Source organism: Amycolatopsis sp. WAC 04197 (assembly GCF_003947475.1).
Classification (GTDB): Bacteria; Actinomycetota; Actinomycetes; order Mycobacteriales; family Pseudonocardiaceae; genus Amycolatopsis; species Amycolatopsis japonica.
In genome coordinates this window covers 571,232-598,228 of sequence record NZ_QHJK01000008.1, presented here as the reverse complement: position 1 = coordinate 598,228, position 26,997 = coordinate 571,232, and the positions used below count along the sequence as shown (strand labels likewise).

Sequence of the window (26,997 nt, the reverse complement as noted above, 5' to 3'; positions counted from 1 at the left end):
GGTGAAGGTCACCGGATACGCCTACCCCTGGGACGTCGTCGACGATCCCGGCTTCGTCGAGCGCGTACGGGAACTCGGCGTCGACGAGGTCGCCGTCGCCGTGTCGTACCACAGCGCCCGTGCGGCGACGCCCTGGTCGCCCGAGCGCACCTCGGTCGTCGCGCGACACGCGGCGCTGTACCGGCCGGTGCGCGACGAGGCGTGGGGTGAGCTGAAGCCCGCCGAGCCGGACTGGGTGGACAGCCGCGACAGCGCGGGCGACGCCGTCCGGGCACTGAACGAGGCCGGTATCCCGGCCGCGGCGTGGATCGTGCTGACGCACAACTCCCAGCTGGGCACGGAATTCCCGGATTTCACCGTGCGCAACTGTTTCGGCGAGCGGTATCCGTGGGCACTGTGTCCCGGCGTACCCGCGGTCCGCGAGTACGCGGCCAACGTGACGGCGGAAAGCCTCGCCGGGCTCGACTTCGCCACGGTCATCCTCGAAGCCTGCGGTCCGCTCGGCGCCGTGCACCAGCACCAGCACGAGAAGACCGACGGTGTCTGGTCACCGGCGGTGGCGAGGCTGCTGTCGATCTGCTGCTGCGACGACTGTCTCGACGCCTGGGCCGCGGCCGGTCAGGATCCGGCGAAGGCGCTGGGCAAGCTACGGGCCGAGGTCCGGCGGCTGATCGACAGCGGTGACCTGCGTGCCACCGAGGACAAGATCCTGCCCACGTTGCGGCAGGTCCTGCTCGACACTCGCCAGAACGCGACCGACGCCCTGCGGCGCGCGGTGCTCGAGAAGATCCCGTCCGGGCCCCGGATCGTGCTGCACGGCGCGATGGACCCGTGGGTCACCGGCGCGCTGCCGGGGCTGACGCCGTCGGCCCCGGACGACGTCGACGCGGTGGTGCTGCAGAACTGGGCACCCGGTCACCCCAGCGTGAACGCGGTCGCGGCGGCACGGGCGAAACTGCCGGAAAAGGTCGCCGTCGGCAGTTACATCACCGCGGTGGCGGCGAGCCCGGTGCCCGACATCGAGGCCTACACCACCGAACTCGGCAAGGCAGGCGCCACCGAGCTGCACCTGTACCACCTCGGCCTCGCCGGCCCGGGGCGCTGGGCGGATCTCATCGCCGCCGTCAGCGCCGCGCAAGAACTCTAGGAGACGCAAGAAAATGAGCCAGGCAACGGATCCCGCCACGCTCGAACAGATCCTCGCGGCCGCCGCCGATGCGGCAGGCACGACGGCGGCCGCGACCCCAGCCCAGCGCGCCGGATGGCTGAACGCGGCCGCGGATGCCCTCGACGCGGCGGCCGAAGAGCTGATCGCGCTGGCCAACCAGGAGACGCACCTCCCGGCCTCCCCGCGGCTGCAGGGCGAGCTGAAGCGCACGACGTTCCAGCTTCGCCTGTTCGGCGAGGTGCTGGCGGACGGCGAGTTCCTCGGCGCCACCGTGGACCACGCGGACGCCGCGTGGCCGATGGGGCCGCGGCCGGACATCCGCCGTCTGCTCACCCCGATCGGACCGGTGCTGGTGTTCGCCGCCAGCAACTTCCCGTTCGCGTTCAGCGTCGCGGGCGGCGACACCGCGTCGGCGCTGGCCGCCGGCTGCCCGGTCGTGCTCAAGGCGCACTCCGGGCACCCTGAGCTGTCCGCCCGCACCGGCGAGGTCCTGCGCGACGCGCTGGTCCAGGCCGGTGCGCCGGAGGGGATCTTCGCGGTCATCTACGGTCAGCAGAACGGCGTCACGGCGCTGAAGGACCCGCGGATCCAGGCGGCGTCGTTCACCGGTTCCGTGCCGGGCGGGCGCGCGTTGTTCGACATCGCGACCTCGCGGCCGTCGCCGATCCCGTTCTACGGCGAACTCGGCAGTGTCAACCCGGTCGTCGTCACCCAGGGCGCGATCGACGCGCGCGGGGAGGCGATCGCCAAGGGGTACGCGGGTTCGTTCACCCTCGGTGCCGGGCAGTTCTGCACCAAACCGGGGCTGCTGTTCCTGCCCGAAGGCCATGGCCTCGAGGACACGCTGCGCGAGGCGGTCGCGGCGATCCCGGCGCAGCCGATGCTCAACGAGCGCATCGCGGCCGGCTTCGCCGACGGACTGGCGAAGCTCAGTGACGTCGACGGCGTCGAGGTGCTGTCGGAATCCGGTGGCGCGGAAGGGATCTCGCACGGCGCGACGCTGCTCGCCACCACCGCCAAGGCGTTCCTCGCCGACGCCGACACGGTTCGCGAGGAGTGCTTCGGGCCGGCGTCGCTGATCGTCACCTACACCGACCAGGCCGAGCTGATCAGCCTGCTCGGGGTGATGGAACCGGGGCTCACCGCGACCATCCAGGGTGAAGAGTCCGATGTGGACTGGATCCGTCCGGTCCTCCCGTCGCTGACCAGGGTCGCCGGCCGTCTGCTGTGGAACGACTGGCCGACCGGCGTCACCGTCACGTGGGCACAGGAACACGGTGGTCCCTACCCGGCGACCACCGCGCCGACCAGTACCTCGGTCGGCACCGCCGCGATCGAGCGGTTCCTGCGACCGATCGCCTGGCAGGGCTTCCCCGACGCGCTGCTGCCGGAACCGTTGCAGGAGAACAACCCGTGGGACCTGCCCCGCAGGACCGACGGGAAGCGCCAGTAAACCTCGTGAGTGGCAAGGACGGCTGGAACCGTCCTTGCCACTCACGAGCCGCAGCACCCGCCGCCGCCTTTGATCGCCGTCTTACGACCCTTTGGGAGGCACTGTCATGCCCGGATTCGGTAACTTCGACAGGAGGACGGCCTTGCGGGGAGGCGCGGCAGCGGCCGCTTCGGTGGCGCTCACCTCGGCACTCGCGGGCACTTCATCCGCGCAGCCCGTCGCTTCGGGCTCGTCGTCCATCGTGACCGGCTATCGCGAACTGCAGACCGGTATCGACCGGCCGTCGGCGGAACGCACGGCCGCGCTGGCGAATCTCGACAGGGTCGCGAAGGCCTACCACGACAGCATGACCGTCGGCGAAGGTCCACTGTGGAAAGACCTCCCGCTCGGCCCCGGCAGCGACTTCACGACATCGATGTACGCACGGCTCCGCGCGATCGCGGTCAACTGGGGTACTCCCGGCGGCGCGCTCGCGGGTGATCCCACCGTGCTCGCCCGGATCAAGGGCGCGCTGGAACTGTTGTACACCAGCGATCAGTACAGCGAGAAGACCGCCGAGATCGGCAACTGGTACACCTACGAGATCGGCATCCCGCTCTACCTGCTGCACATCCTCGCCACGGTCGCCGACGAGCTCACCCAGGACGAGCTCGCCAAGTATCTGAAGCCGGTGCTGAAATTCTCCGGCAACCCGAACCTCCGCACGAACAATCCGAGCGTCGTCGAGACCGGCGCAAACCGCGCGGACAAATCGACGATCTCCGTCGTCTCCGGCGCGATGCTGGGCGACGCCGAGCGGATCAAACGCGGCGTCGCGGCGTTCACCGACGTCGAAGGCGGGGGAGCGGCGAGTGTCATCGCCAAACTCCACCGCGCGGCGGGCGACGGTTTCCACACCGACGGCTCGTTCCTGCAGCACGATTCGGTCCCGTATCCCGGGCACTACGGGATCATCCTGCTCACCGCGGTCGCGTCCGCCATCCACGTCACCAAGGGCACGGAGTTCGAACTGCCCGCCGACGTCCGCGACGCGGCGTACGCGCTGGTCGCCGACACTTTCGCGCCATTCGTGTACGCGGGCGCGCTGATGGAGCCGGTCCGCGGCCGGTTCCTTTCCCGGCAAGGGGAATCCGCGCACGACATCGGGCACCAGCTCACCGGCGCGGTGGTCCTGCTGGCCCGGTCGGCGAGCGGGAAGCGCAAGGAGGAACTCGGCGGTCTCGCCGCGAAATGGATCACCGAAGACACTTTCGCGCCGTATCTCGAGATCCCCGACCCCGAGCGGTTCGCGCCGGGGCCGGACCTCGTCGGCATCCCCGGCATCGAGTTCGCGCAGGAGCTGCTGGCGACCAAGGTGCGGGCGACGCCGACGGTCGCGACGCATCGCGTGTTCGGCCAGCAGGACCGGATGGTGCACATCACCGAAGGCTGGTCGGCCTCGCTCGGCGTCGCCTCGACGCGGATCGCGCGGTACGAGTCGATCAACTCGATGAACCTGCACGGCTGGTACGTCGGTGACGGCTCGCTGTATCTGTTCCTGCCCAAGGCGAAGGGGCACTTCACCGACGCCTACTGGCCGACGGTCGATCCGCTGCTGCTGCCGGGGACGACCACCAAGAGCGGCCCGACCCCGAAACTGGAGTCGGTACCGCTGACCGGCAAGGACCACTGCGGCGGTGTCCGCTGGGACGCGCGGCACGGCGCGCACGCCCTCGACTTCGTCTCGCAGGACGGCACGCTGACCGCGAAGAAGTCGTGGTTCTTCACGCCATCGGGCGTGGTGTGCCTCGGTGCCGGGATCACCGATTCCTCCGGCGACCGGATCCGGACCACGATCGAGAACCGCAACCTCGGCGAGAACGGCACCGGGGTCCTGCTGGCCGACGGGCATCTCGTCGGGGGCTCGGAGTCGTTGCGGCGCAAGCGATGGCTGCATCTCGAACGAGTCGGTGGTTACGTCCTGCTCGACGACGCCGAGGTCACCGCGCTGCGCGAGGACCGGACGGGGACCTGGCGCGACATCGACAAGGGCGCCAACACCAAGGGCACCACGGTGCCGTACACGCGGCGCTACCAGAAGCTGGTCATCGAACACGGCGAGAAGCCCTCGAACGCGACCTACGCGTACGCCGTCCTGCCGACCGCGTCTGTGGTGCAGACGATCGCTTCGGCCTGGTCGTGGCGCGTGCGGTCGAACACCGCGACCGTGCAGGCGGTCCGGCTGTGGGACGCGACCCTATTGGCGAACTTCTTCGCCGCCGGCTCGGTCGACGAGGTGTCGGTGTCCGGTCCGGCGTCGGTGGCGCTCGGCCGGACCGGGAACGGTTGGCAGCTGGCGGTTTCGGATCCGACGCAGCGACAGGAAGTCGTGCGCGTGACCGTGCGGCGGAAGACCTTCGAGGTGCCGGTGAAGGACGCCTTCGGCGCTACACAGACCGTCCGCATTTAGCCGACTAAACGCGGCGAGTCGGCCGGTCCGTGAAGGCCTCCTTGAGGGACTCTGGGTCCCTCAAGGAGGCCTTCACGGACGAATGCGGCGATCGCCACGGCGAGCCAAAGACAGTGTTGCGAAGGGGACTTTCGTCGCATCGGATGCAGGGAAAGCTCCCTTCGCCCCTCCGCGATCGGCAGGGGTTGGGTCGCGAAAGCCACTTTCGGGACACCAGATGTCGCGAAAGTGGCTTTCACGACACGTCTTGACGAGGAGCACGCCAGGGACGGCGGCGGCCTCGTCGTGAAGGGCCCCTTCACTACTTTCAGGGTAGGGAAGGAGGCCTTCACGGACGACGCGAACATGCGCGCGTTTAGTCGACTAAGTGCGAAGGGGGATTTAGGTCAGGATCTGGCCTGAATGGGCCTTACGGTCGCCTCATGACCGACATCGAGCAGTTCCGCATCGACATCCCGCAGTCCGATCTGGACGACCTGGCCGACCGGCTGGCCTGCACCCGCTGGCCGTCGGCGCTGCCCGGTGCCGAGTGGAGCCGGGGCGTACCGGTCGCGTACCTCAAGGACCTGGCCGAATACTGGCGAGACGGCTACGACTGGCGCGCGTGGGAGAAGCAGCTCAACGAATTCCCGCAGTACATCACCGAGATCGACGGCCAGCGCGTGCACTTCCTGCACGTCCGGTCGCCGGAACCGGATGCGATCCCGCTGATCATGACGCACAGCTGGCCCAATTCGATCGCCGAGTTCCTGAACGTGCTCGGCCCGCTCACCGACCCGCGAGCTCACGGTCTCGACCCTTCGCGTGCCTTCCACGTCGTCGCGCCGTCCTTGCCGGGCTTCGGTTTCTCGCCGTTCCCGGAGCCGGCCGACGAACGTCCGTGGGACATCGCGCGGGTGGCGCGGACCTGGGCCGAGCTGATGAGCCGCCTCGGTTACGAACGTTATGGCGCGCACGGGAACGACGCCGGCGCGCTGGTGACGCCCTGTCTCGCGGCCCACGCGCCCGAGCACGTCATCGGCTCGCACATCACGTCCGGGCTCGGTGTGCCGATGGGCGACCCCGCCGACTTCGACGGGCTCACCGAACGGGATCAAGCCGAGCTGGCAGGCCTGATGGAGCGTTTCGCGGGCGGCAGCGGATACGCGCCGTACCTGACGAACAGGCCGCAGACGCTGAGTTTCGGCTTCCTCGATTCGCCGGTCGCGCAGCTGGCGTACCTGGTGGAACGGTTCAAGGAGTTCGACGGCTGGCCCGACGGCACGGCGCCCGCCGAGCCGATCGACCGCGACCTGCTCCTCACCAACGCGACGCTGTACTGGCTGACCGGGACCGGCGGCACCTCGCTGTGGCCGTACTACGAGGGGCAGGCCGCGATGCCGATGGACCAGACGGTGGTGCCGACCGGCGTCTCCCACGGCGGGCCGTCCGCGTTGCGCACGATCGCCTCCCGCAAGAACGACGTCGTGCGCTGGGCGGATCACGAGAGCCCGAGCCATATGGTCGCGATGGCCGTGCCGGGTGACGTGGTGGCCGAACTCCGCGAATTCTTCGGAAATCTCCGGAAGTGATGTCGAGCGGTGGTCGTCGGCTCCGACCCAGTGCCGAAGCTAGAGTGAAGCGACCCTGCGGAGGACCTGATGACCACCTCGTTCGAGACCGTGACTTCGGCCGACGGCACCCCGATCGCCTTCGATCGCACCGGGGAGGGCACGCCGGTGATCCTGGTCGGCGGTGCGTTCAACGACCGGACGACCGTCGCCGGCCTGGCCGCGACGTTGGCGCCGGAGCACACCGTGATCGCCTATGACCGGCGTGGCCGGGGTGACAGCGGTGCCGGCGCGGTCTATTCGGTGGAGCGTGAGGTCGAGGATCTCGCCGCGCTGATCGAGCACGTGGGTGGTTCGGCGGCCGTGTTCGGGCATTCGTCGGGGGCGGTCCTGGGGCTGGAGGCGGCCGCCAGAGGCGTCGCCATGACCAAGCTCGCCGTGTACGAACCGCCGTACGTCGTCGACGACAGCAGGGAGAGGCCCGCGGCCGACCTCTTCGACCGGGTCCGCGCCTTGATCGCCGACGGCGACCGCGACGGCGCGGCGGAGCTGTTCCTGGTCGAGGGGACGGCGACGCCGGAAGAGGTCGTCAAGGGCATGCGGGACGACCCGTTCTGGGCGTGGTTCACCGGCCTCGCCCACACGCTGCCCTACGACCTCGCGCTCTGCGGTCCCGGGAACGTGCTGCCCGCGGACCGGCTGGCCAAGATCTCGGTGCCCACGCTGGTCATCGACGGCGGGGAGAGCGACGCCTGGATGCGGGCGGGCACCCGCGCGGTCGCCGACACGGTCCCCGGCGCGCGATACGCCACCGTCGCAGGGCAGGACCACGGAGTCCTCCACCAGCCGGACACCTTGCGCGAGCTGCTCACCGGGTTTCTCGGCTGACGGGCTCGGCCTGTTCGAGCAGTTCGGCCAACGCGGTCAGAGCTGGGCTGATATGGCCGGTCCGCCAGACGAGACCGAGCTGGCTGGACTCTTCCAGGCCGCGAACCGGGACATAACGCAGATCGGTGCGGGTGTGCTGTTCCGTCAACGGACGGCACACCAGCATCGCGTGCGTCCCGGACGCCGCCAGCGCCATTCCCTGCTGGACGGTCGTGATCCCCGCCGTCGAGGGAATCGGCGTGCCCGACGGAGTGGCGGGCGGAGTGCGCGCGGCCTTCCAGTAGCCGGGGCCGTCACCGGCACGGTGGAGCAGGTCGAGTTTCGCGAGATCCTCCTCATCGATCGACTCGCGCTCCGCGACGGGGTGATCGGCTCCGACCATCACGTACTGGTCTTGCGGCGGGAACCGGAAGCCGACCGTGAGCTCGCTTTCGTGGACCGGGAGTTCGGCGATGACGGCGTCGATCTCGCCGTCGAGTACGGCGGTGAACGGTGAGCCGAGCGGGACGTCGTGGGTGTGCACGGCCACGCCGTGCCGCTCGCGTAGCGCGCGGAAGATCGAAGTGACCTCCTCGTAGACCATGCCGGTGAACCCGACCCGCAGTTCTTCGACGGCGCCGCGCATCGCCCGCTCACGCGCGCGTTCGAAGGTGCGGAGCAGCGTGCGATAGGCGGGCCGGATCTCTTTGACGAACTGCGCGCCGGCGCGGGTGAGCCCGACCTTGCGGCTGGTGCGCTCGACCAGCCGCGCGCCGACCTTCGTCTCCAACGTGGCGATGAGCTGGCTCACTCGCGATTGCGAGTAGCCGAGCCGCTCCGCCGTACGCCCGAAATGCAGCTCCTCCGCCAGCGTGAGCAGGCATTCGATCTGCTGCAGATGCGCCTGGTGCATTCCCGGAAGATAACACCGGATCGATGAGCTTTCCTCATCGATCGATGAGGAAGACGTCGTTGTTCGCCGGTGCCGCGCGGTGATGGGCTGGACGGCATGAGTTCCTCTGTCTCTCATCCGGATCCGGTCCTGTCTCGGTGGGCCGCCGTCGGCGTGCTGACGCTGAGCACGTTCCTTGTGGTGACCGCCGAGATGCTGCCGGTCGGGATGCTCACCCCGATGGCGGACGGTCTCGGCATCTCCGCGGGGGCGACCGGGCTCAGCCTGACCGTCACCGGTCTGGTTTCGGCGGTCACCGCTCCCGTGGTGCCGCGGCTGCTCGGGGATCTCGACCGGCGCCGGGTGCTGGCCGCGGCCGTGGCGGTGCTGGCCATCGGAAACGGGCTGACCGCGATCGCCGTCGATTTCGGGCCGCTCATGGTCGCGCGGATCGTGCTCGGGGTCGGCATGGGCGCCGTCTGGGGGATGGCTTCGGCCGTCGCCATCAGGGTGGTCGCGGCTCGCGACAGCGCACTGGCGGTTTCCTTCACCGTCGGAGGCGTCGCCGCCGCCTCGGTGCTCGGAGTGCCGTTGGGCACGTTCGTGGGCAACGCTTTCGGCTGGCGTGCGGCCTTCTGGTCGCTCGCGGTGTGCGCGTCGCTGCTCGTCCCCGCCTTGCTGCTGGCCTTGCCCGAGCTGCGCCGTCCCGCGGTCGTCGAAGAGACCGGAGCCGGACAGCGCCGCTCGTTGTTCCGTCCCGCCGTGCTCACCGGCCTCGCCGTGGTGGTTCTGCTGGTGACCGCGCATTTCGCCGCGTACACCTACGTGCGTCCGGTCCTCGAAGAACTGCCGCGGATGCCGGCGGGCTCGATCGCGTCGCTGTTGCTCGTCTACGGCGTTTTCGGGCTGATCGGCAACTTCGTGGCCGGAGCCGCGGCCAGGCGCAGGCCGCGGGCGACCGTGCTGCTGCTGGCGGCCGGGATCGCCGTCTCCCTTGGGCTTCTGGCGCTTTTCGGTGCCTCCGCGCTCATCGCCGGGGTCGCGATCGCCCTGTGGGGGATGGCCTACGGCGGACTGTCGGTCGGCGGGCAACTGTGGATGACCGCCCTCGCACCGGATCGCGTCGAGCACGTCACCGGTCTCTACGTCGGCGTGTTCACCGGTTCGATAGCCCTCGGCGCTTTCGTCGGCGGCTTGGTCGTCGAGGGCGCGGGTGTCGTGCTGTTGCTGTGGAGTACGGCGGCGCTCGCCATGGTCTCCCTGCTGGTGGGTTCCGTGGGCAGGCCCATCGCGGCGTAGTGCTCCCGCGCGGCTGCGACCTGTCCCAATCCGGCCAGCGCGCGGGCTTCCTGCAACCGGTAGCCGATCCGCTTCGCCGTTTCGAGCGCGAGCCGATGCCGCCTGAGGCCCGTCTCCGTCTCGCCGAGCGCGAGGCAGGCGGTGCCCAGGCTGTTGGCCGCCATCGCCAGCAGCAACGGATGGTTGAGCCGCGTGAGAATCGCGCACGCGCGTTCGGCCTGCTCGCGAGCGTCGCCAGGGCGATCGGCGAGCAACAGGGCGTCGGCGAGGTCGATCCGGCTCCACGCCTCGCCGAACAGGTAGCCGAGATCCCGCGAGGCGGTGATCGACCGTTCGATCACCTCGAAGGCCTCGCCGAAACGGCCGAGCCGGGACAGGACGAGGCCGAGCTGGGCCGAACTCAGGATCACGCCGCGTTCGTCCTCACGCAGGTCCACCGCCCGCCGGGCGGAGGCCAGCGCGTCGTCCAGCCTGCCGAGGACTTCCTGGGCGTTGCTGAGATTGGTCCACAGTGTGGCGGCGCCGGTCTCGCCGACGACGGCCAGGCCGTCCCGGTAGAACCGGATCGCCTCGGGGTAGCGGCCGAGCATGCCGTGCAGCGCGCCCGCCCTGGACAGCGCGATCGCCTCGGCCCCGCGATCGCCGGACGCGCGGACGACGTCCAGCCGTTCGAGGGCGCAGTCCATTCCCTCGGTGAGCCGCCCGTTCTCCCAGAACGCCAGGGTGAGGCTCGCCAGGCTCAGCTGGATCGCTCGCGGGTCACCGATCCGGCGGGCGGCGGTGATCCCCGTCCGTGCCACGGCGAGCAGTTCGTCGAGATGCCCGCTTTCCCGGAGGTGGTCCGCGGTGTCCACAGCGATCCGCCAGGCGTACTCGTCCAGACCGGTGTCGAGCGCGTGCCGGGTCACCGCGACGAGGTTCGCCCGTTCCGTCCGGTACCAGTCGGGGCCGCCTCCGTCGCGGTAGTGATCGAGGAGCCGACGCACGGCAGGGCCGGATTCCTCATCGCGGGCGGCATTGCGGGCGTGCTCGGCGATCAGGTCGTGGAACGCGTAACGGCCCAGCGCCGGCTGCCTGACCAGGTGGGCGTCGAGCAGGTCCTCCAGCAGGCGTTCGGCCTCGCGCTCCCCGACACCGGCCAGCGCGGCGGCCGCGGGCACGCCGATGTCGGCACCGGGATTGCGCCCCAGCAAACGGAACATGCGCTGTTGCGCGGTATCGAGTTCCCGATAGGACAGTGCGAAGGCCGCGGCCACGTCGCGTCCGGCGACCTTCAGTTCGGCCAGTCGGTCGTGTTCGGAGCCCAGCCGCTCGGCCAACGTCTGCACGGTCCATTGTGGACGATTCTGCAGCCGGGCGGCGGCGATGCGGATCGCCAGCGGAAGGTTGCCGCACAACGCGGCCACCCCCGTGTCCGGTCGCCCGGACGCCGCCGCGAACAGGGCACCCGCCTCCTCGTCCGGCAGCACTTCGAGACTGATCGACGCGGCGCCGTCGACCGCGGCGAGGCGGCGCCTCCCGGTGACCAGGAGGGCGACCGTCGCCGAACCCGGCACCAGCGGTCGCAGCTGTTCCGCGCTCGCGGCGTTGTCGAGCACCACGAGCAGCGACCGGCCCGCCGTCCTGGTCCGCCACAGCTCGGCCCGCCGGTCGACACCGCCGGGAAGCCGCGAAGCCGGGACGTCCAGCTGCCCGAGCAGGGCTTCGAGCGCGGCCTCGGGCGGAAGCGGTTCGCGGGCGGGGGAGTGGCCGTGCAGATCCACGAACAGCTGCCCGTCGGGGAAATCGGCGGCGAGCCGATGGGCGGCGTGGACGGCGAGCGACGTCTTGCCGACACCGGCCATCCCGTCGACGACGACCGGGCGGCCGAGCCGGACGGCGTCGAGCAGACGGCGGATCTCGGCCTCGCGTCCGGTGAAATCCGGGACGTCGTAAGGGAGGAAGCAGCGGGTCTTGCCGTATTCCGGCTCGTCGCGCAGGATCCGCTCGTAGAGTTCGCGCAGCTTCGGGCCCGGATCGATCCCGAGCTCCTCCACCAGTCGCGTCCGCGCCTGCCGGTAGACGTTCAGCGCGTCGGCCTGCCGGCCCTGCTGGTGCAGCGCGCGCATGAGCAAGCCGGCGAACGGTTCCCGGAGCGGGTGTTCGGCGACCAAGGCCGTCAGCTCCGCGACGGAGTCTTCCCCGGCGGAGATCTCTTCGTCGAGGCAACGTTCCACAACGGATAGACGACGCTCGTCGAGTTCCTCGGCTTCGCCTCGCAAAGCCGCACTGTCCACACCGGACAGAGCCGGTCCGCTCCAGCACGCGAGAGCTTCGCGGAACTCCCCACGCGAGACGTGCTCCTCGAACGAACGCAGGTCGAAGGAGCTCGGACGCAGGACGAAGCCGGGCCCTTCGGCGGTCAGGACGTCGTCGGCGGCGCCCTCGGCGACGAGCGTGCGCTTCAACGCGGTGGTGAGGTTGCGGATCTGGCGGGTGGCGGTGGCGGGCGGATCCTCGTCCCAGACGACGTCCACCAGCCGCGAGACCGAGATGACGCGATCGGCGCCGAGCAGCAGCGCGGCGAGGATCCGCTCCTGCCGCGGACCGGCCAGTTTCACCGGCCGTGCCCCGCTCCGGCACTGCACCGGCCCCAAGATCCGGAACTCCATCGCACCCCCTTCCGCGAGGTTAACCGGCCACGCGCCCGGGCCGGTGCGGAAGTGATGCAGCTGTGATGCGCCGTCCGGCGAGCCTTCTCTTGGACGGATTACGGGACGTGATGAGGAGAATCCCATGCGCAAGCGCTATTACGCGGCGTTGGCCGGGCTGGTCGTGGCCGCGGCGGGAATCGGTGTGCCCGCCGCGGCGGCGGCGGGAGAGCAGCAGGCCGAGTCGGAGCGGCAGGCGTGCCAGCGCTCGTTCGACCGCGCGGTCTGGGAGGACATGGACAGCTACAACAAACGCGACGAGGCCCGCTACCGGGCGATCATCCACCAGAACATGGTGACCGTCGGGCGCAAGGGGCAGCTGTTCATCGGCTACGAGGCCAATGTGGAGCCGGTGGTCGACGTGCAGTTCAAGCTCCCGTACGAGTGGAGCATGCCGTGGACGGTGACCCACACCGTCGTCGAGGACTGCAAGATGGGCTACGCGATCCTCGACGCGTACTACAAGGTGCCGTCGCAGAACATCAACCGGCACTACACGATCAGCCTGACGCTGGTGCGCGAGCACGGTAAGTGGCAGGTCATCAAGGACACCGTGACCGACGTGCTGCCCTGAGCCGGGGGAGGCGAGGGGAAACGTCAGGAAAGGGTCGTTCAGGACGAAATATGTCCTGAACGACCCTTTCCTGACATCCTGGGCTCAGGGTTTCCGGCCCACCCCGGCGTACGGCAGCGAGTTGATCTCCGGGTCTTCGGACATGTCACCGGCGCCCTGGGGGTTCCACATCGCGCAGCCGACGACGCCGGGCTCGATGACGTCGAACCCCTCGAAGAACGAAAGCACCTGGTCGTGGGTCCGGGGGATGGGGTCGTTCTGGGTGCTCTTGTACGCCTCGATGGCCTCGTCGAGGCCGCTCGAGTTCGCGTCGGCGGCGACGTGCGAGATCGCCAGGAAGCTGCCGGAGGCCATCCGCTCCCGATAGCGGGCCAGGATGGCGTGCGGCTCCCACGAATCCGGCACGAAATGCAGCAGCAGCAACATGAACAGGCCGATCGGCTGGTCGAGGTCGAGCAGTTCCCTGGTCTCGGGCGCGTCGAGGATGTCGTTGGCGTCGCGGAGGTCGGCCTGGATCGCCGCGCACCGGTCGTTACCGCGCAGCAGCAGTTTGGCGTGTGCCACGGCGACCGACTCTCGGTCGACGTAGACCACCCGGCAGGACGGGTCGATCCCCTGGACGATCTCGTGGAGGTTGCCGACGGTCGGGATACCGGAGCCGATGTCGAGGAACTGCCGCACCCCCGCCTCCACCATGTGCAGCGCGGCACGCCGCAGGAAGGCGCGGTTGAGCCGGGCCGCGTCGCGGATACCCGGCATGATCTTGAGGATCTGTTCGCCCAGCTCACGGTCGGCCTGGAAGTTGTGGTCGCCGTTGAGCCAGTAGTCGTAGACCCGGGCGGGATTCGGCACGGTCGTGTCGACCTCGGGAGGCACCCAGCTCAGGTTCGAAGTCACCGTCGTCGCCGCCGTTCGGTTGGGATCCGTTGGGGCACAGGAGTCTAGCGGTCTGGCGGGACCGGGCTGCCATCGTCCGATCGTGTGGATGTGCGGCGGCGGAAGCCTCGCCGCGGCCTCGCGGCCCTAAGGTGGCCGGGTTCACCGTCCAGGCATCGGGAGACGAGCACGATGGCAGCACCTCCGGACGTCGCCGTCGCACCGGGCCGGTGGCCGGTACTGGGGCATACCGTGCCGATGCTCCGTGACCCGCTGAAACTGTTGTCCTCACTGAGTTCGCACGGCGACGTCGTGCGGCTCGACTTCGGTCCGATGCCGGTCTATCTGGTCACGACGCCGGAGCTGGCGTGGCGGTTGCTCGCCATCGACGCGGGGAAGTTCGACAAAGGCATCGTGTTCGACAAGATGCGGCCGTTGTTCGGCGACGGCCTCGCGACTTCCAACGGTGCCTTCAACCAGCGGCAACGACGGATGATGCTGCCCGCTTTCCAGCGAAGCCGGATCGCGCTCTACGCCGAGACGACGATGACGAAGCTCGCCGTAGACCTTGCCGACTCGTGGAAACCGGGCGAGGTCGTCGAATTCGACCGGCGTATGCAGGACCTCGCGCTGACCATCTCCGGGCGCACGCTGTTCTCCACCGAACTCGGCGACGACGCGCTCACCGAGATCCAGCGGTCGATCCCGATCATGTTGAAGTACGTGATGGTCCGGGCGTTCTCGCCGAAGTTCGTGGAACGCCTGCCGATCCCGGCGAACCGCGAGTTCGACGCGGCGGCCGCACGGCTGCGGCGGGTCATCGGCGACGCCGTCCTCAAAGCGCGCGAGAAGGGCGGCGATCAGGGCGATCTGCTGTCGATGCTGTTGCTGGCCGCGGACGACGAGACCGGCGAGAAGATGACCGACCGGCAGGTGGAGGACGAGGTCATCACGATCCTCACCACCGGCGCCGAGACCACGGCCGTCGCGCTCGCGTGGTTCTTCCACGAGATCGGGGCGAGGCCGGATATCGAGCGCCGCTTCCACGCCGAGGTCGACGAGGTGCTGGCGGACGGGCCCGCGCGGTTCGAACACCTGCCGCGGTTGGTCTACACGCAGCGGATCATCAACGAGGTCGTCCGCCGGACGCCGCCGGTGATCCTGATGCGCCGGGCGCGGGAGGACGTCGAACTCGGCGGCGTGCGCCTCCCCGCCGGTACCGAGGTCGCGGTCAGCCAGCACACGGTGCATCGCGATCCGCGCTGGTTCCCCGATCCCGAACGATTCGACCCGGATCGCTGGGAACCCGAGCGTGCCGCCGAGGTGCCGAAGGGCGCGTTCATCCCGTTCGGCGCCGGTGCCCGGCTGTGCCCCGGACATCAGTTCGCTCCCACGGAGATCGCGTTGGTGGCGGCGACGATCGGCGCGCGGTGGCGGCTGGAACCGGTGCCGGGGGTGAAGGTGTTCCCCAAGATCAAAGCGACGATGCAGCCGAACCGGTTGCCGATGATCGCGCGTCCGCGAACCCGAGGCTGACGGTGAACGTTCGATCACCAGGTGTAGGGTTCATGCTCCTTCCGAGCGTCCCGATTCCGGAGAGGGTTCTGTGAGAATGCCGCTCAAACTGGCCACGGCGGTGGCCACCTGCTGCGTGCTCCTCGGCGGTTTCCTGGTCGCGGCCCCGGCCGAGGCCGTCGACGTCCGCTGTTCCGATCTGGATCTGCCGGTCACCGGCCCGCTCGGCGAACCCGCCACGGTGCACGGCCGGTTCTGCCTGCCCGAGGGGCCGGCGCCCGAAGCTGTCCAGCTGCTGGTGCACGGCGGCACCTACAACAGCGCCTACTGGGACCTGCCCTACGACCCGGATCGCTATTCCTACCAGCGGGACATGGCCAAACACGGCTACGCGACGTTCGCCGCGGACCAGCTCGGTTCGGGCGGGAGCAGCAAACCGTTGAGCCTTCCGCTCCTGCTGCCGGTGCTGGCGCGGTCGATGCACGAGGTGGTCGGTCACCTCCGCGCGGGACGGGTCGGCGGCACGCCTTTCGAGAAGGTCGTCATCGTCGGGCATTCGGTCGGTTCGGGGATCGTCGCGGCCGAGGCCTCGACGTATCAGGACGTCGACGGCGTGATCCTCACCGGAATGACGCATCTGCCGTCGGTTCCCGCGCTGACGTTCGGGGTGCTTTTCGGCCTTCAGCCCGCGTTCACCGATGGACGACTCGGTTCACTGGGCAGCGATCCGCTCTATTTCACGACGAAACCGGGAGCGCGTGCCGGACTGTTCTACGCGACGGAAAATACCGACCCCCGGGTCATCGAGGCGGACGAGGCGACCAAGGATCAGGTTTCGGTCCCGGGAATGGGGACGGTCGCCGTGTTCGGCATCGTGTTGCCCGCGACGAAAGCGATCCGGGTTCCCGTACTCCAGGCCGTCGGGTCGGAGGACATCCTGTTCTGTGGCCTTTTCTCGCTACGCGACTGTTCGAGCGCCGAGTCGCTGCGTCCGGCGGAAGCGCCGTTCTACCGGCCCGAGGCCGAGCTTTCCACGTATGTTCTGTCCGGTGCCGGACATTCGCTGGCGTTACATCGCAACGCGTCCCAGTATCGGGACGCCACCCGCGATTGGCTGAGGGAAAAGGTCGGTGTTGCAGTACCGTAGGGTCACCACCCGATTGGGTGACCGTCAAACCGTGAGTACGGCTTCAGAATCGTGGAGGATGTTCCTCCACCACGGAATACGAAAGCGACCCCAGGACCGGCGGACGTGACTGCCCCACTTCCGGACGGCGATGAGTTCCCCGTATCGCCGGACGCCCCGAAGCCAACTTCATCCTCCGCGGCACCGAAGCGGAAGAACGCCGCGCCGACCCGCGCCACGCTGGCCCGCAAGTGGGCCTACCTGGTCACCGGTACGGCGTATCTTCCGTATACCCACGCCCAGATCGAAGAGCATTTCGCCGCTCTGCTGGACGAGGTCTTCGACGCGGTGCTGAGCGGCGACGCCGAGCCCGCGCAGGCCACCGAGGCCGGCGCGCGGCTCGTCGCGCTCAGGTGCGTCGGGCCGGACAGCCTGCGTCGCACGATGGACGTACTCGGCAAGGGGCTTTTGCACGAACCGGAGTTGCGGGGCGTGAAGTCGCTCCCCGAACGGGTGTTGCAGGTGCTCGGCGCGCTCGCGTCCGGCTACGGCGAGGCGTTGCGCGAGAGCATCCAGACGCAGCAAGAGGATCTGAGCCGCACACTGGTTACGCTCGAACGCGAGACGCGGCGTGAGCTGGTGCTGACCCAGGCGCGTTTCGAGCAGCTGTTCACCGGCTCCGCGACCGGCGTGGCCGTCACCAGGGTCGACGGCCGCGTCCAGCGGGTGAACCCGGCGTTCGCCGAAATGCTGAACCGGCCCGTCGCGGATCTGAGCGGGCTCAACCTCTACGACCTCGTGCACCCGGACGACGCCGACGGCCTGCGTGAGGGCTACCGGAAGCTGCTCGAAGGCGAGAGCCAGCGGCTGGAGCTGTCGCGAAGACTCGTGACCGAGGACGAGGAACCGCCGTGGGCCGCGTTCACCGGCGCCGTCATCCGCGATCCGGCCGGTGAGGCCCAGCAGCTGATCACCCTGGTCGACGGCGACACGGACGTCTCGCTGCTGCAGCGGCAGCTCAGCCGTCAGGCTCTGCACGACCCGCTCACCGGCCTGCCGAACCGGCAGTGCTTCGGCACCCGCCTGGAGAAGGCGTTGCGGCACGCCGACCCGTCCTTCGGCGTCACGGTCTACCACCTCGACCTGGACGGGTTCTCGCTGATCGCGGGCGGTCTCGGCCAGAAGCAGAGCGACGATCTGCTGAAGAACGTCGCCGCGAAGCTGCGGGCCGTCGTCGGCGGCGAGGACGCGCTCGTCGCCAGGATCGGCGGCGACGAATTCGGCATCCTCATCCAGAACACCGCGACCAGCCCGGACGTCGCCACCGTCATCGGCATGATCAACCAGGAGCTGTCCGAGCCGGTCTATCTCGAGAGCGGCAGCGGCGTCGCGGTTTCGGCCTGTGTCGGCGTCGTGCACCGGCCGCCGAGGGACATCGCGCCGAACGAACTGCTGCGCGTCTCGGACATGACGCTGCGGCGGGCGCAGGCCAACGGCTACCGGCAATGGGCGCTGTCCGATTCCGTGCTCGACAGCCGGGAGCGGCACGAGTTCGGCCTCGCCGTCTCCATGGCGGGTGCCTGGGAGACCGGTGAGATCGAGGTCGGCTTCCGGCCGCTGACGTGGCTCGCGGACAGCACGCCGGCGGGTATCGAGGCGAGGCTCGCGTGGAACCATCCGCGTCACGGCCGGATCGGGCACGACACCTGCGTCCGCTTCGCCGACGAGACCGGCCTGATCGTGCCGCTCGGCGAATGGCTCATCCGCACCGCCTGCGAGGAATCGGACGACAGGCTCCCGATGGTCGTGGGGCTGACCCCGCATCAGGCCGCCGATCCGGATCTCGTCGGGTCGGTGCGGACCATCCTGGCCGCGACCGGCCTCGGGCCGTCACGGCTCCGGCTGGGCTTTCCCACCGAGGCCGTGCTCTCGGATGCGGGCGAGACGGTCGACAATCTGCACCTCCTCGCCGAGATCGGCGTGGACGCGGAACTGCAGGGCTTCGGCGCGGGCGGCGACGTCGTCTGCCTGGTCGACGTGCCCGTGCGGACGGTCCGGATCGCTCCCCGGCTGGTGGAGCGGCGGACGGAACCGCTCGCGGAACGCACGCTGCGGAACCTCATCGACACCGCGAACATGGCGGGCGTGACGGTGATCGCGGACGGCATCGATTCGACCGGCGACGCGGGCTGGTGGCAGTCCGTCGGCGCCCACATCGGCGCCGGACGGTACTTCGGCTAGGCCGATCTCGCGTGTTTGGAGGCGCAACTCGCGTGATTCCAGGCGTAACTCACGAGTTACGCCTCCAATCACGCGAGTTACGACTCTGATCACGTGAGTCACGGGTTTCGTTAGGCCGTTTGCCGCAACGGGAGGCGCTAAGTTACCCGAGGGTTGACGTTCGCGGGCGGATTGGGCAACATCCCAGGTCCTCACCCCGCACCTCGGAGGCACGCACATGCAGGACGGCCCGAGGCGTGCCGGGCGGTTCAACGCGCCCGTCGTCGTCTTGAGCCTGTTGCTGGTGATCGCGCTCGGCGCTTGGTGGGGCGTCGACTACCTGCGGGCCCGGTTGGCGGGCAACGGATGTGACGCGCTGACGCCGGTCGAGATCACCGCGGCGCCCGACGTGGCGCCGGTGCTCACGCGGCTCGCGAAGACCGTGCCGCAGGAAGAATGCTTCAGTGTCAACGTGACCGCGAGCGAGTCGGCCAAGACCGCCGACCTGCTCGGCACCACCGCCTCCGGCGGGCCCGACGTCTGGATCCCCGAGTCGAGCACGATGTTGTCGCAGGCCAGGGACGCCGGTGCGTGGAACCTCCCGGAATCCGGTCAGTCGGTGGCGAATTCCCCGGTGGTACTGGGACTTCCCGACGAGACCGCGCGGCGGTTCGGCTGGCCGGGGAAAACCCCCTCGTGGCAGGAGATCCTCGACGGCGCACCGATCGGGATCCCGGATCCGGCGCGCGATCCGCTCGGCGTCGGCACGTTGCTCGCGCTGCGGAAGCTGACCGAGAAGGAGCCCGACCCGGCCGCGGCGTTCACCGCCACAATGCGGAAACTGAACCCGGCGCCGGATCGGTTCCCGGCCGCCTTTCCCACGACCGAACAATCCGTCCTCGCGCGGAACCTGGTGGCGGCGTACCCGGGCGTCCCGGTGCAGGGGTTCGACTACCCGTATGTCGTGCTGCCCAAGGCGTCCGAAGCGTCGAGGACCGCGGCGGAACGCTTCCTGCGGCTGCTGCTCGACCCGCTCGCCGGCGGTATCTTCGCCGACGCGGGATTCCGGGCGCCCAACGGTCAGTTCGCGGTGCCGCGGGCGCGGGACAGCCGGACCGATCCGGCGCCGCTCCCGCCGGGAGCCCCGCCGGTCGCGGACCTGTACGCCGTGCTGCAGGCATGGGCGGGGACGAACCTGAGCGCCCGGGTCCAGGTGCTGCTCGACGTCTCCGGTTCGATGGCCGCGGCCGTGCCGGGCACGGGTAAGAGCCGGATGGACCTCACCCTGCAGGCCGCGACGCAGGGGCTCGGCCTGTTCAAACCCACGACAGAACTGGGTTTGTGGCTGTTCTCGACCAAATTGGACGGTGACAAGGATCATCGTGTCCTGTTGCCGATGAAGACGATCGCCGAGCAGAAGGCCTCGGGCGGTGTCGCGCAACTCCAAGCCGTGCGACCGAAAGCCGGTGGCGCGACCGGGCTCTACGATTCGATCCTCGCCGCGTATCAGAACGCCAGGCAGAACTGGAAACCCGGCCGGATCAACCTCGTCGTCGTGCTCACCGACGGGCGCAACGAGGACAGCGAGACGATCGGGCTGCCCCGGCTGCTGGAGGAACTGGGGAAACTGCAGGATCCGCGGAAACCGTTGCCGGTCATCGGGATCGGTATCGGGCCGGATATCGACGCGTCCGAACTGCGGCAGGTTTCCACCGCCACCGGCGGAGAATCGTTCACCACCCCCGATCCGAGGAAGATCTCGGACGTCTTCTACCAGGCGCTGAGCAAGATCATGTGCCAGCCGCCGACCTGCAAGAATTGAGGCGATCCGTGGCTCTCCGGGGGAAAAGACCTTCGCCGGTCGCGCTCGCCGCGTTCGCGGCCGGCGCGGTCCCGTTCGTCCTGCACGTGTGGGCCGCGCTGCGCGGCAGCCTCGCGCAGGACGACTTCGTCATCACTTACCACGCCGCGAAGGCGGGCCCGTTCGACTTCGGCTACTTTTTCCAGGACTACCACGGCCATCTCGCGCCCGGCGGCTTCCTGCTCGCCGACGTGCTGACCGCGTGGGCCCCGCTGAACTTCGCCGTGTTGATGGCACCGGTCCTGCTGATGCAAGCGGCGGCGTCGGTGCTGCTGTGGGCGGTACTGGTGCGCTGTTTCGGGCGCCGGTGGGGGATTCTCGTCCCGTTCACGATGTTCACGACGTCGACCTTGCTGCTCGTACCGACGCTGTGGTGGGCGTACGCCATCCAGATCGCGCCCGTGCTGCTGGCCGCCACCGCCGCACTGCACGCGCACGTGCGGTATCTCGCCGACGGCGGCCGCTGGGCGATCGCCACCGTGGCCTGGACCGTCTTCGGGCTCGCGTTCTACGAAAAGGCGGTGTTCATCCCGGTGCTGATCGCCGGGATCACTGTCCTGCTCGGGATTTCCTTGCGCCGCCACCTCGTCCTGATGGGTGTCCTCGTCGCCGTCCTCGCGGGCTACGCCGCCGTTTTCCTGGCGTTGACCACGAGTCAGGTCGGGCAAGGCGGCGGTCCGGTCACCGTCGGCACGGTCGCGGACATGACGGGCCGGATGCTCGGCGATGCCCTGATCCCCGGGATGGTCGGCGGACCGTGGTCGGGTCCGGGCCCCGGCGCGACGTTCGCCGCTTCCCCCGTGGTGGTGCGGATCGTGGTGCTGCTCTTGGCCGTCGCGGTGCTGGCCCTCGGGATCCGCGTCGGCGGGCTCCGGGCCCGGAAGGCGTGGATCCTGCTGGGCCTGGTGTTCGTGGCGGACATCGGGCTTTCGGCGGCCACCAGGCTCACCGAGGTCGGCCCGGAACTGGGCAGCGATCCCCGCTACGTCGCCGATCTGGCACTCGTCGTCGCGCTGTGTCTCGCTTTCGCCTTCCTGGAACCCAAACCGCTCGACCGGTCGTCGGATCCCGTGCCGTCCTCGGCGAAACGCCCGATCGCCCTGGCGTTGTGTCTCGCCTTGATCGCGAGTTCCGCCGTGGGTTTCTCCCGGCTGGCGCCCGGACTACGGTTCGAACATTCCCGGGATTTCCTCGCCAACGCGCGCGCTTCGATCGAACGCGACCCCGACCTCGTCCTGTTCGACACGGCCGTACCGAACGACGTCCTGCACGGCTGGTTCGGCGAGAATGCCCGCGCCTCCCGGGTGGTCGGCCTGATCCCCGGGTTCCAGTTCGATCAGCCGACCAGTCGTATGTCCCTTTTGGACGATTCTGGTACCGCGAGGACGATCACCGGCGTGGAACCGGTTTCCCGCGGCCTGCCCGGTCCGGTGGCGGGCTGTGGCTACACCGTCGGCGAGCAACTGGTCCGGGTTCCCTTGGACACGCCCGTTCTCGGCCGGTACTTGCTCCGGATCGACTACTTCACCTCGGACGGCGGCGAAGGGTTCGTGGATCGCGACGGAACCCGCGTGCCGGTATGGTTCCAGCCCGGCCTGCACACGATGTACCTGCCGATCGAGGGCCTGTTCGACAAGGTCGGCTTCCAGTTGTCCGCCAAGGGTGCTCCCGTCTGCCTCGCCAAGGTCGACGTCGGCAGACCGCTCACTCAGTAGGGGTCGTACGGGCTGTCGTGGCCGAAGATCTTCGCGACGGGAGCCAGGCGCAGCCGCAGCAGGATCTTGATCCCGACGTTGCGTACGAACCACGGCAGCTGCGCGAGCACACGCAGTCTGTCCCTCGCCGACGGCGGGGTGAGCCGGAACCGGGCCAGCGACGTCGCGCGGTCGAGGTAGGTGTACCGCCGTCCGAAGAGGACTTTCGCGATCGTGCCCAGGGTGACGCCGATCGAGGAAAAGCAGTCGTGGACCAGGATTTCCCCACCGTCGGCCAGGTTCGCCGACCAGCGCAGGTCGTCGGTGTAGGTCCAGTAGTCGTGTTTGCCGTCGATGTAGAGCAACTGGATCGGGCGGTCCCAGCGTGGACGGAGCTTCGTGCTGTACTCCGCCACGAGCTCGACGACGTCCTCGACGCCTGCCTTTCTCAGGTTCGCCTCGAACCGTTGGCGTGTTGGCGATCCGCCGAACAACCGGCCGTCGACGAACGGGTCGACCGCGACCACCCGCGCCCCGACCGTGCGGGCGGCGCTCGCGAGCACGATCGTCGAGCGGCCCTGGTGGCTGCCGATCTCCACGATGAGATCGCCTTTGTCCAGCCGGCACGCGGCGTTCCACAGGGCGAGGCCTTGATCCCGCGTCATCCAGCCCTTGACGGGTTCGGCGAGCGACCACGCTTCTTCGAAACCGTCTGTCATAGGGCGCATAGTAGCCACGTTTCCGCCTAGTATCTACCGGATGGTAACCCCCGGCGCGCTCGTGAAGAGGCCGAGCACGTGGATCGTGCTGGCACTCACCGTGCTGTCCTTTGTGCAGCGTCCCGGCAGGACGACCTTCGACACGAAACTCGACCTCGCGGTGGATCCGCTGGCCTTCCTCGGCCGGGCGCTGCACCTGTGGAATCCCCAGGCGACGGCGGGGGAGCTGCAGAACCAGGCCTACGGCTACCTGTTCCCGATGGGGCCGTTCTTCGCGGTGTGCCAAGCCGTCGGGATGCCGGTGTGGATCGCGCAGCGGTTGTGGTGCGCGATCCTGCTCTCGGTCGCGTTCGGCGGCGCCCTGCTCGTGGCCCGCGCGCTGAAAATTGGGAACGAACGGACTCGGCTGATCGGAGCAGTGGGTTACGCCCTCGCGCCGAGGATGGTCACCGAAATCGGTTCGCTGTCCTCGGAAATGCTGCCCGCCGTCCTGCTCCCGTGGGTGCTGCTGCCGTTGATCCTCGCCGATCGCATCGGCTCGCCGCGCCGTGCCGCCGGGCTGTCCGCGCTCGCCGTGTTGTGCATGGGCGGGATCAACGGCGCGATGGTCGTGATGGCGCTCGTGCTTCCGGGATTGTGGCTGCTGACCCGGAAATGGCGCAGTACGCACGTCGCGCTGGTCATCTGGTGGTTCGTCTTCGTCGTCGGCGTGGTGCTGTGGTGGTTCCTGCCGCTGGTGCTGCTCGGCCAGTACAGCCTGCCGTTCCTCGACTACATCGAGTCCGCGACGAACACCACGGCGCCGATGTCGTTGTTCGAGGTGCTGCGCGGCACGAACCAGTGGGTCGCCTACGTCGTGCAGGGCACGCCGTGGTGGCCTTCGGGCTGGGCGCTGATCGACAATCCGGTGCTGATGGCGGCGACCGGGCTGGTGGCCGCGGTCGGGCTGTTCGGCCTCGCGCGGCGTGGGCTGCCCGAACGACGGTTCCTGGTGCTCGGCGTGCTGACCGGGCTGACGCTGCTGACCGTCGGCTACGTCGGGACGCTCGACAGCCCGCTGGCGGAACCTGTGCGGCATCTGCTCGACGGTCCGCTCGCGCCGCTGCGGAACGTGCACAAATTCGAACCGGTGCTGCGGCTGCCGTTGATGCTGGCGTTCGTCCACGGCATTACGAGCGCCGCCCCTGCGCTGCGGCGAAATCTGCGACCCGCGCTGGGCGCCCTTCTGGTCGTGGCGATGGCCGCGCCGGTGTGGCTGCTGACCTTGCGGCCGGGGCCGGGTTGGGACGAAGTACCGGGATATTGGTACGACGCGATGGGCTACGTCGCCAAGACCGACGCGACGGCGCGCACGCTGCTGCTGCCCGCGACCGGGTTCGGCGAGTACGACTGGGGCCGCACGGTGGACGAACCGGCGCAGGCCATCGCGGACAGCCCGTGGGCGGTGCGCAACCAGGTCCCGTTGGGCTCGGAGGGCAATACCCGCCTGATGGACTCGGTCGACGCGGCCTTGGCCGACGGCAGAGGGGATTCCGGGCTCGCGGCGCTGCTCGCGCGGTCGGGCTACCGGTTCCTGCTGCTGCGCGGCGACGTCGACCGCGCCAAGGTCGGCGCGCCCGACTTCACGACGTTGCGCGCCGGACTGGCGGGATCGCCGGGGATCGAGAAGTCGGCCCAGTTCGGGCCGCTGGAGATCTTCGAGGTGAAACGCCCGGTGCCGCTCGTCACCGCGACGTCCACGAAGGACGTTCCGACGGTGAGCGGCGGGCCGGAGAACCTGTTGCCGCTGATGAACTCCGGGCAGCTCGAACCCGGCACGCCGACGGTGCTGACCGGGGATGGCGGTTCCCCGACCGGGCCGAGGCTGGTCACCGACGGGCTGCGCCGCGCCGAACGCAACGTCGGCGGCGTGCGGGACAACCTGAGCCAGACCCTGACCGCCGGGGAATCCCCGCGCCAGCAACGAGCCGCGCTGGACGTCCTGCCGTTCCCGGGTGAGCAGCACCAGACCGTGGCCGCGTACCGGGGCATCCGCTCGGTCACCGCGTCGACGGCGGCTTCGTTCGCGGACGCGTTCGGCGGCTCGGATCCGAGCCACCAGCCGTTCGCCGCGCTGGACGGGGATCCGCGTACCGCCTGGCATTCGTCGAGCTTCACCGGCCCGATCGGGGAGTGGCTCGAAGTCGAACTCGACACCCCTCGGCTGGTGAACTCGGTCGATCTCGCGATGGTCGACGACATCCGCGTCGGCTGGCCGCCGACCAGGATCCGGATCACCACGGACAACGGCTCCGTCGATCACCAGGTCGTCCGCGGTGCGGGGGCGCACACGTACCCGGTTCCGGCGGGGGTGACGCGCAAGGTGCGGATCACGTTGCTGTCGCTCGTGGTCGGCAGGCAGGACGGGAACGTCGGGATCTCGGACCTGAAGATCCCCGGCGTCGAACCGCAACGCGCGCTGGAAGTCCCCGCCGACCTCGGGGCGGGAACGGCGCCGGGGTTCGCGTTCACGCGCGGGCAGCAGCCGAGGTACGCGTGTGTGCCCGGTCGCTGCGACCCCAACGCGGGCCGCGACGGTGAGGAACCGGACGGAATCCGGCGGCTGTTCTCGACGACGTCGCAGAGTGCCTACGAATTCGGTGGCACCGTGCTGCCGGCGGGCGGTGGCCGCGTGCCGGTGGAGCTTCCGGGCTTAAGGGTTTCGGCGACGTCGCAACTGGGCGGGGACCCGTCCGCGAGCGCGTTCGCCGCAGTGGACGGGAATCCCGCGACCGCCTGGCAGCCCGACATCACGGACCTGCGGCCGACGATGACGCTGGACTGGGCGAAACCGCAGACGATCTCCGGAATCCGCGTCGCCGCCGACTCGCGTGCTCCCGCGCGCTTGGAACTGACCACGCCCACGTCGAGCCGTTCCGTCGAACTCGACGCTTCCGGCGCGGCGACTTTCCCGCCCATGGAGACTTCGCAGCTGAAGATCGCGTTCGCCGGCCTCGACGACGACCAGCGGACCCGGAACTCGCTCGGGATCGGGAGTCTTTCCCTGACCGGGGCGGAACTTCCCGCTCCGGCCGCGGAATTCGCCCTGCCCTGCGGATCGGGTCCGAACGTCCGCCTGGACGGCTTCGACTACGACACCTCGGTGCGTGGCACGCTCGCCGACTTTGTCGCGCACCGGCCGCTGACGCTGTCCGCGTGCCCCGATTCGGCGGGCGGCGTGGACCTGGCGGCGGGCGGGCACGAACTGCGGACCGACCGTTCCGAGTCCTTCGTGGTCCAAGACCTCTGGCTCAAACCCGCCGGCCGGGCCGTTCCGCCCGCCGCGCATCGCGCCGTCACCGTGGACTCGTGGGACGCGACCTCCCGATCGGTCACCGTCGAGGGCGGCGACGAGTCCATTTTGGCCGTTCCGGAGAACGCGAACGCGGGCTGGACCGCCTCGCTGAACGGGACCCCGCTGGTGAAGACGCGCGTCGACGGCTGGCAGCAGGCTTGGATCCTGCCCGCGGGCTCCGGCGGTGTGGTGCGACTGGAATTCACGCCGGACTGGAAGTACCGGTCGGGTCTGCTGATCGGGGCGGTCGCGATCCTGCTGGTGCTGATCGGTGCGCTGTGGCCGGTCCGCCGTCGTCGTATTTCGGTGGAAGCCGGTTCCGGGCCGGTGGTGCCGGTGGTCCTGATCGGACTGCTGGCCGTACTGGGCGGGATGCTGCCGATCGTGCTGCTGATCGCCGTCCTGCTGGCCCGCCAGTTCAGCGAACGCGCGCCGCGATATCTCGCTTTCGGCGGGATGGTCGTGGGTACGCTCGTCGCGGTGGTGGGGCGGCTGCTGGGGCATGGGCAGGAGTGGGCTTACGGTCCGGTGACGCAGGCTTCGCTGCTGCTGGCCGCGGCGGCGATGGTGGCGATGTGTGTGCCTTGGTTCGCGGGCCGCGAACCTGAAGGTGACAGAACGTGAGGGGTGTGTGGAAATAGGGACGTTGAATGTCCCTATTTCCACACACCCCCACTTCACCGGACCGGTCACGAGGTGAATCCGCGGGT

At 69.3% G+C, this 26,997-nt stretch carries 16 protein-coding genes and 1 pseudogene; 13 read left to right on the top strand and 4 right to left on the bottom strand.

The window, feature by feature from the left end; translation table 11 throughout:
* Position 1 precedes the first annotated feature (1 nt).
* The 5 genes from DMC64_RS29675 to DMC64_RS29655 all read left to right on the top strand — a co-directional run bounded on the left by DMC64_RS29675 (position 2) and on the right by DMC64_RS29655 (position 7,508).
* Positions 2-1,147: a hypothetical protein gene (locus DMC64_RS29675; protein WP_125736190.1), complete on the top strand. Its 1,146-nt coding sequence runs from the start codon at positions 2-4 to the stop codon at positions 1,145-1,147.
* Positions 1,148-1,160: 13 nt separating this feature from the next.
* On the top strand, positions 1,161-2,621 hold the full coding sequence (locus DMC64_RS29670; RefSeq protein WP_125736189.1) for an aldehyde dehydrogenase (NADP(+)): 1,461 nt from the start codon (positions 1,161-1,163) through the stop codon (positions 2,619-2,621).
* Between the two features lie 106 nt (positions 2,622-2,727).
* Positions 2,728-5,070 (top strand): polysaccharide lyase 8 family protein, encoded by a 2,343-nt coding sequence (locus tag DMC64_RS29665; RefSeq protein ID WP_125736188.1) that lies wholly within the window; start codon positions 2,728-2,730, stop codon positions 5,068-5,070.
* Positions 5,071-5,492: 422 nt separating this feature from the next.
* Positions 5,493-6,641: an epoxide hydrolase family protein gene (locus tag DMC64_RS29660; protein WP_125736187.1), complete on the top strand. Its 1,149-nt coding sequence runs from the start codon at positions 5,493-5,495 to the stop codon at positions 6,639-6,641.
* 69 nt (positions 6,642-6,710) lie between these two features.
* Entirely contained in the window at positions 6,711-7,508 is a 798-nt protein-coding gene (locus DMC64_RS29655) for an alpha/beta fold hydrolase (RefSeq protein WP_125736186.1), read from the top strand.
* Here the strand turns inward: DMC64_RS29655 and DMC64_RS29650 are convergent.
* The gene (locus DMC64_RS29650; RefSeq protein ID WP_125736185.1) at positions 7,489-8,400 is read right to left on the bottom strand and encodes a LysR family transcriptional regulator; all 912 of its coding nucleotides are present in this window, start codon (positions 8,398-8,400) and stop codon (positions 7,489-7,491) included. The two genes, DMC64_RS29655 and DMC64_RS29650, sit on opposite strands and share 20 nt — an antisense overlap.
* Before the next feature lie 96 nt (positions 8,401-8,496).
* Here DMC64_RS29650 and DMC64_RS43355 point away from each other — a divergent pair.
* A pseudogene (locus tag DMC64_RS43355) lies at positions 8,497-9,501 on the top strand (MFS transporter); the annotation flags it as partial.
* A 20-nt stretch (positions 9,502-9,521) separates the two neighbouring features.
* On the opposite strand, the gene DMC64_RS29640 reads toward DMC64_RS43355, so the two are convergent.
* Positions 9,522-12,329, bottom strand: a complete 2,808-nt coding sequence (locus tag DMC64_RS29640) for a BTAD domain-containing putative transcriptional regulator (RefSeq protein ID WP_199755136.1) — start codon at positions 12,327-12,329, stop codon at positions 9,522-9,524.
* Between the two features lie 124 nt (positions 12,330-12,453).
* Between DMC64_RS29640 and DMC64_RS29635 the strand changes: the two genes are divergently transcribed.
* Positions 12,454-12,942 carry a hypothetical protein gene (locus DMC64_RS29635; RefSeq protein ID WP_037348235.1) on the top strand — a complete coding sequence of 163 codons (489 nt, stop codon included), beginning with the start codon at positions 12,454-12,456 and terminating at the stop codon, positions 12,940-12,942.
* A gap of 84 nt (positions 12,943-13,026) precedes the next feature.
* On the opposite strand, the gene DMC64_RS29630 is transcribed toward DMC64_RS29635, so the two are convergent.
* Complete coding sequence (locus tag DMC64_RS29630) at positions 13,027-13,839, bottom strand: SAM-dependent methyltransferase (protein WP_037348237.1); 813 nt, start codon at positions 13,837-13,839, stop codon at positions 13,027-13,029.
* 171 nt (positions 13,840-14,010) lie between these two features.
* Here DMC64_RS29630 and DMC64_RS29625 point away from each other — a divergent pair, with 171 nt between their 5' ends.
* The 5 genes from DMC64_RS29625 (at position 14,011) to DMC64_RS29605 (ending at position 22,255) form a co-directional block, all read left to right on the top strand.
* Complete coding sequence (locus DMC64_RS29625; protein ID WP_125736183.1) at positions 14,011-15,354, top strand: cytochrome P450; 1,344 nt, start codon at positions 14,011-14,013, stop codon at positions 15,352-15,354.
* Positions 15,355-15,430: 76 nt separating this feature from the next.
* A complete protein-coding gene (locus DMC64_RS29620) occupies positions 15,431-16,480 on the top strand; it encodes an alpha/beta hydrolase (RefSeq protein WP_125736182.1) in 1,050 nt (349 codons plus the stop codon).
* A gap of 105 nt (positions 16,481-16,585) precedes the next feature.
* Positions 16,586-18,700, top strand: a complete 2,115-nt coding sequence (locus DMC64_RS29615) for a bifunctional diguanylate cyclase/phosphodiesterase (protein ID WP_125736181.1) — start codon at positions 16,586-16,588, stop codon at positions 18,698-18,700.
* Between the two features lie 217 nt (positions 18,701-18,917).
* A complete protein-coding gene (locus DMC64_RS29610; protein WP_125736180.1) occupies positions 18,918-20,501 on the top strand; it encodes a substrate-binding and VWA domain-containing protein in 1,584 nt (527 codons plus the stop codon).
* An 8-nt stretch (positions 20,502-20,509) separates the two neighbouring features.
* Positions 20,510-22,255 (top strand): hypothetical protein, encoded by a 1,746-nt coding sequence (locus DMC64_RS29605; RefSeq protein ID WP_125736179.1) that lies wholly within the window; start codon positions 20,510-20,512, stop codon positions 22,253-22,255.
* Here DMC64_RS29605 and DMC64_RS29600 read toward each other — a convergent pair.
* Positions 22,249-22,953 (bottom strand): class I SAM-dependent methyltransferase, encoded by a 705-nt coding sequence (locus DMC64_RS29600; protein WP_125736178.1) that lies wholly within the window; start codon positions 22,951-22,953, stop codon positions 22,249-22,251. The genes DMC64_RS29605 and DMC64_RS29600 overlap by 7 nt on opposite strands.
* Positions 22,954-22,993: 40 nt before the next feature.
* Here DMC64_RS29600 and DMC64_RS29595 point away from each other — a divergent pair, with 40 nt between their 5' ends.
* A complete protein-coding gene (locus DMC64_RS29595; RefSeq protein ID WP_125736177.1) occupies positions 22,994-26,911 on the top strand; it encodes an alpha-(1->3)-arabinofuranosyltransferase in 3,918 nt (1,305 codons plus the stop codon).
* The last annotated feature ends 86 nt before the right edge of the window (positions 26,912-26,997 follow it).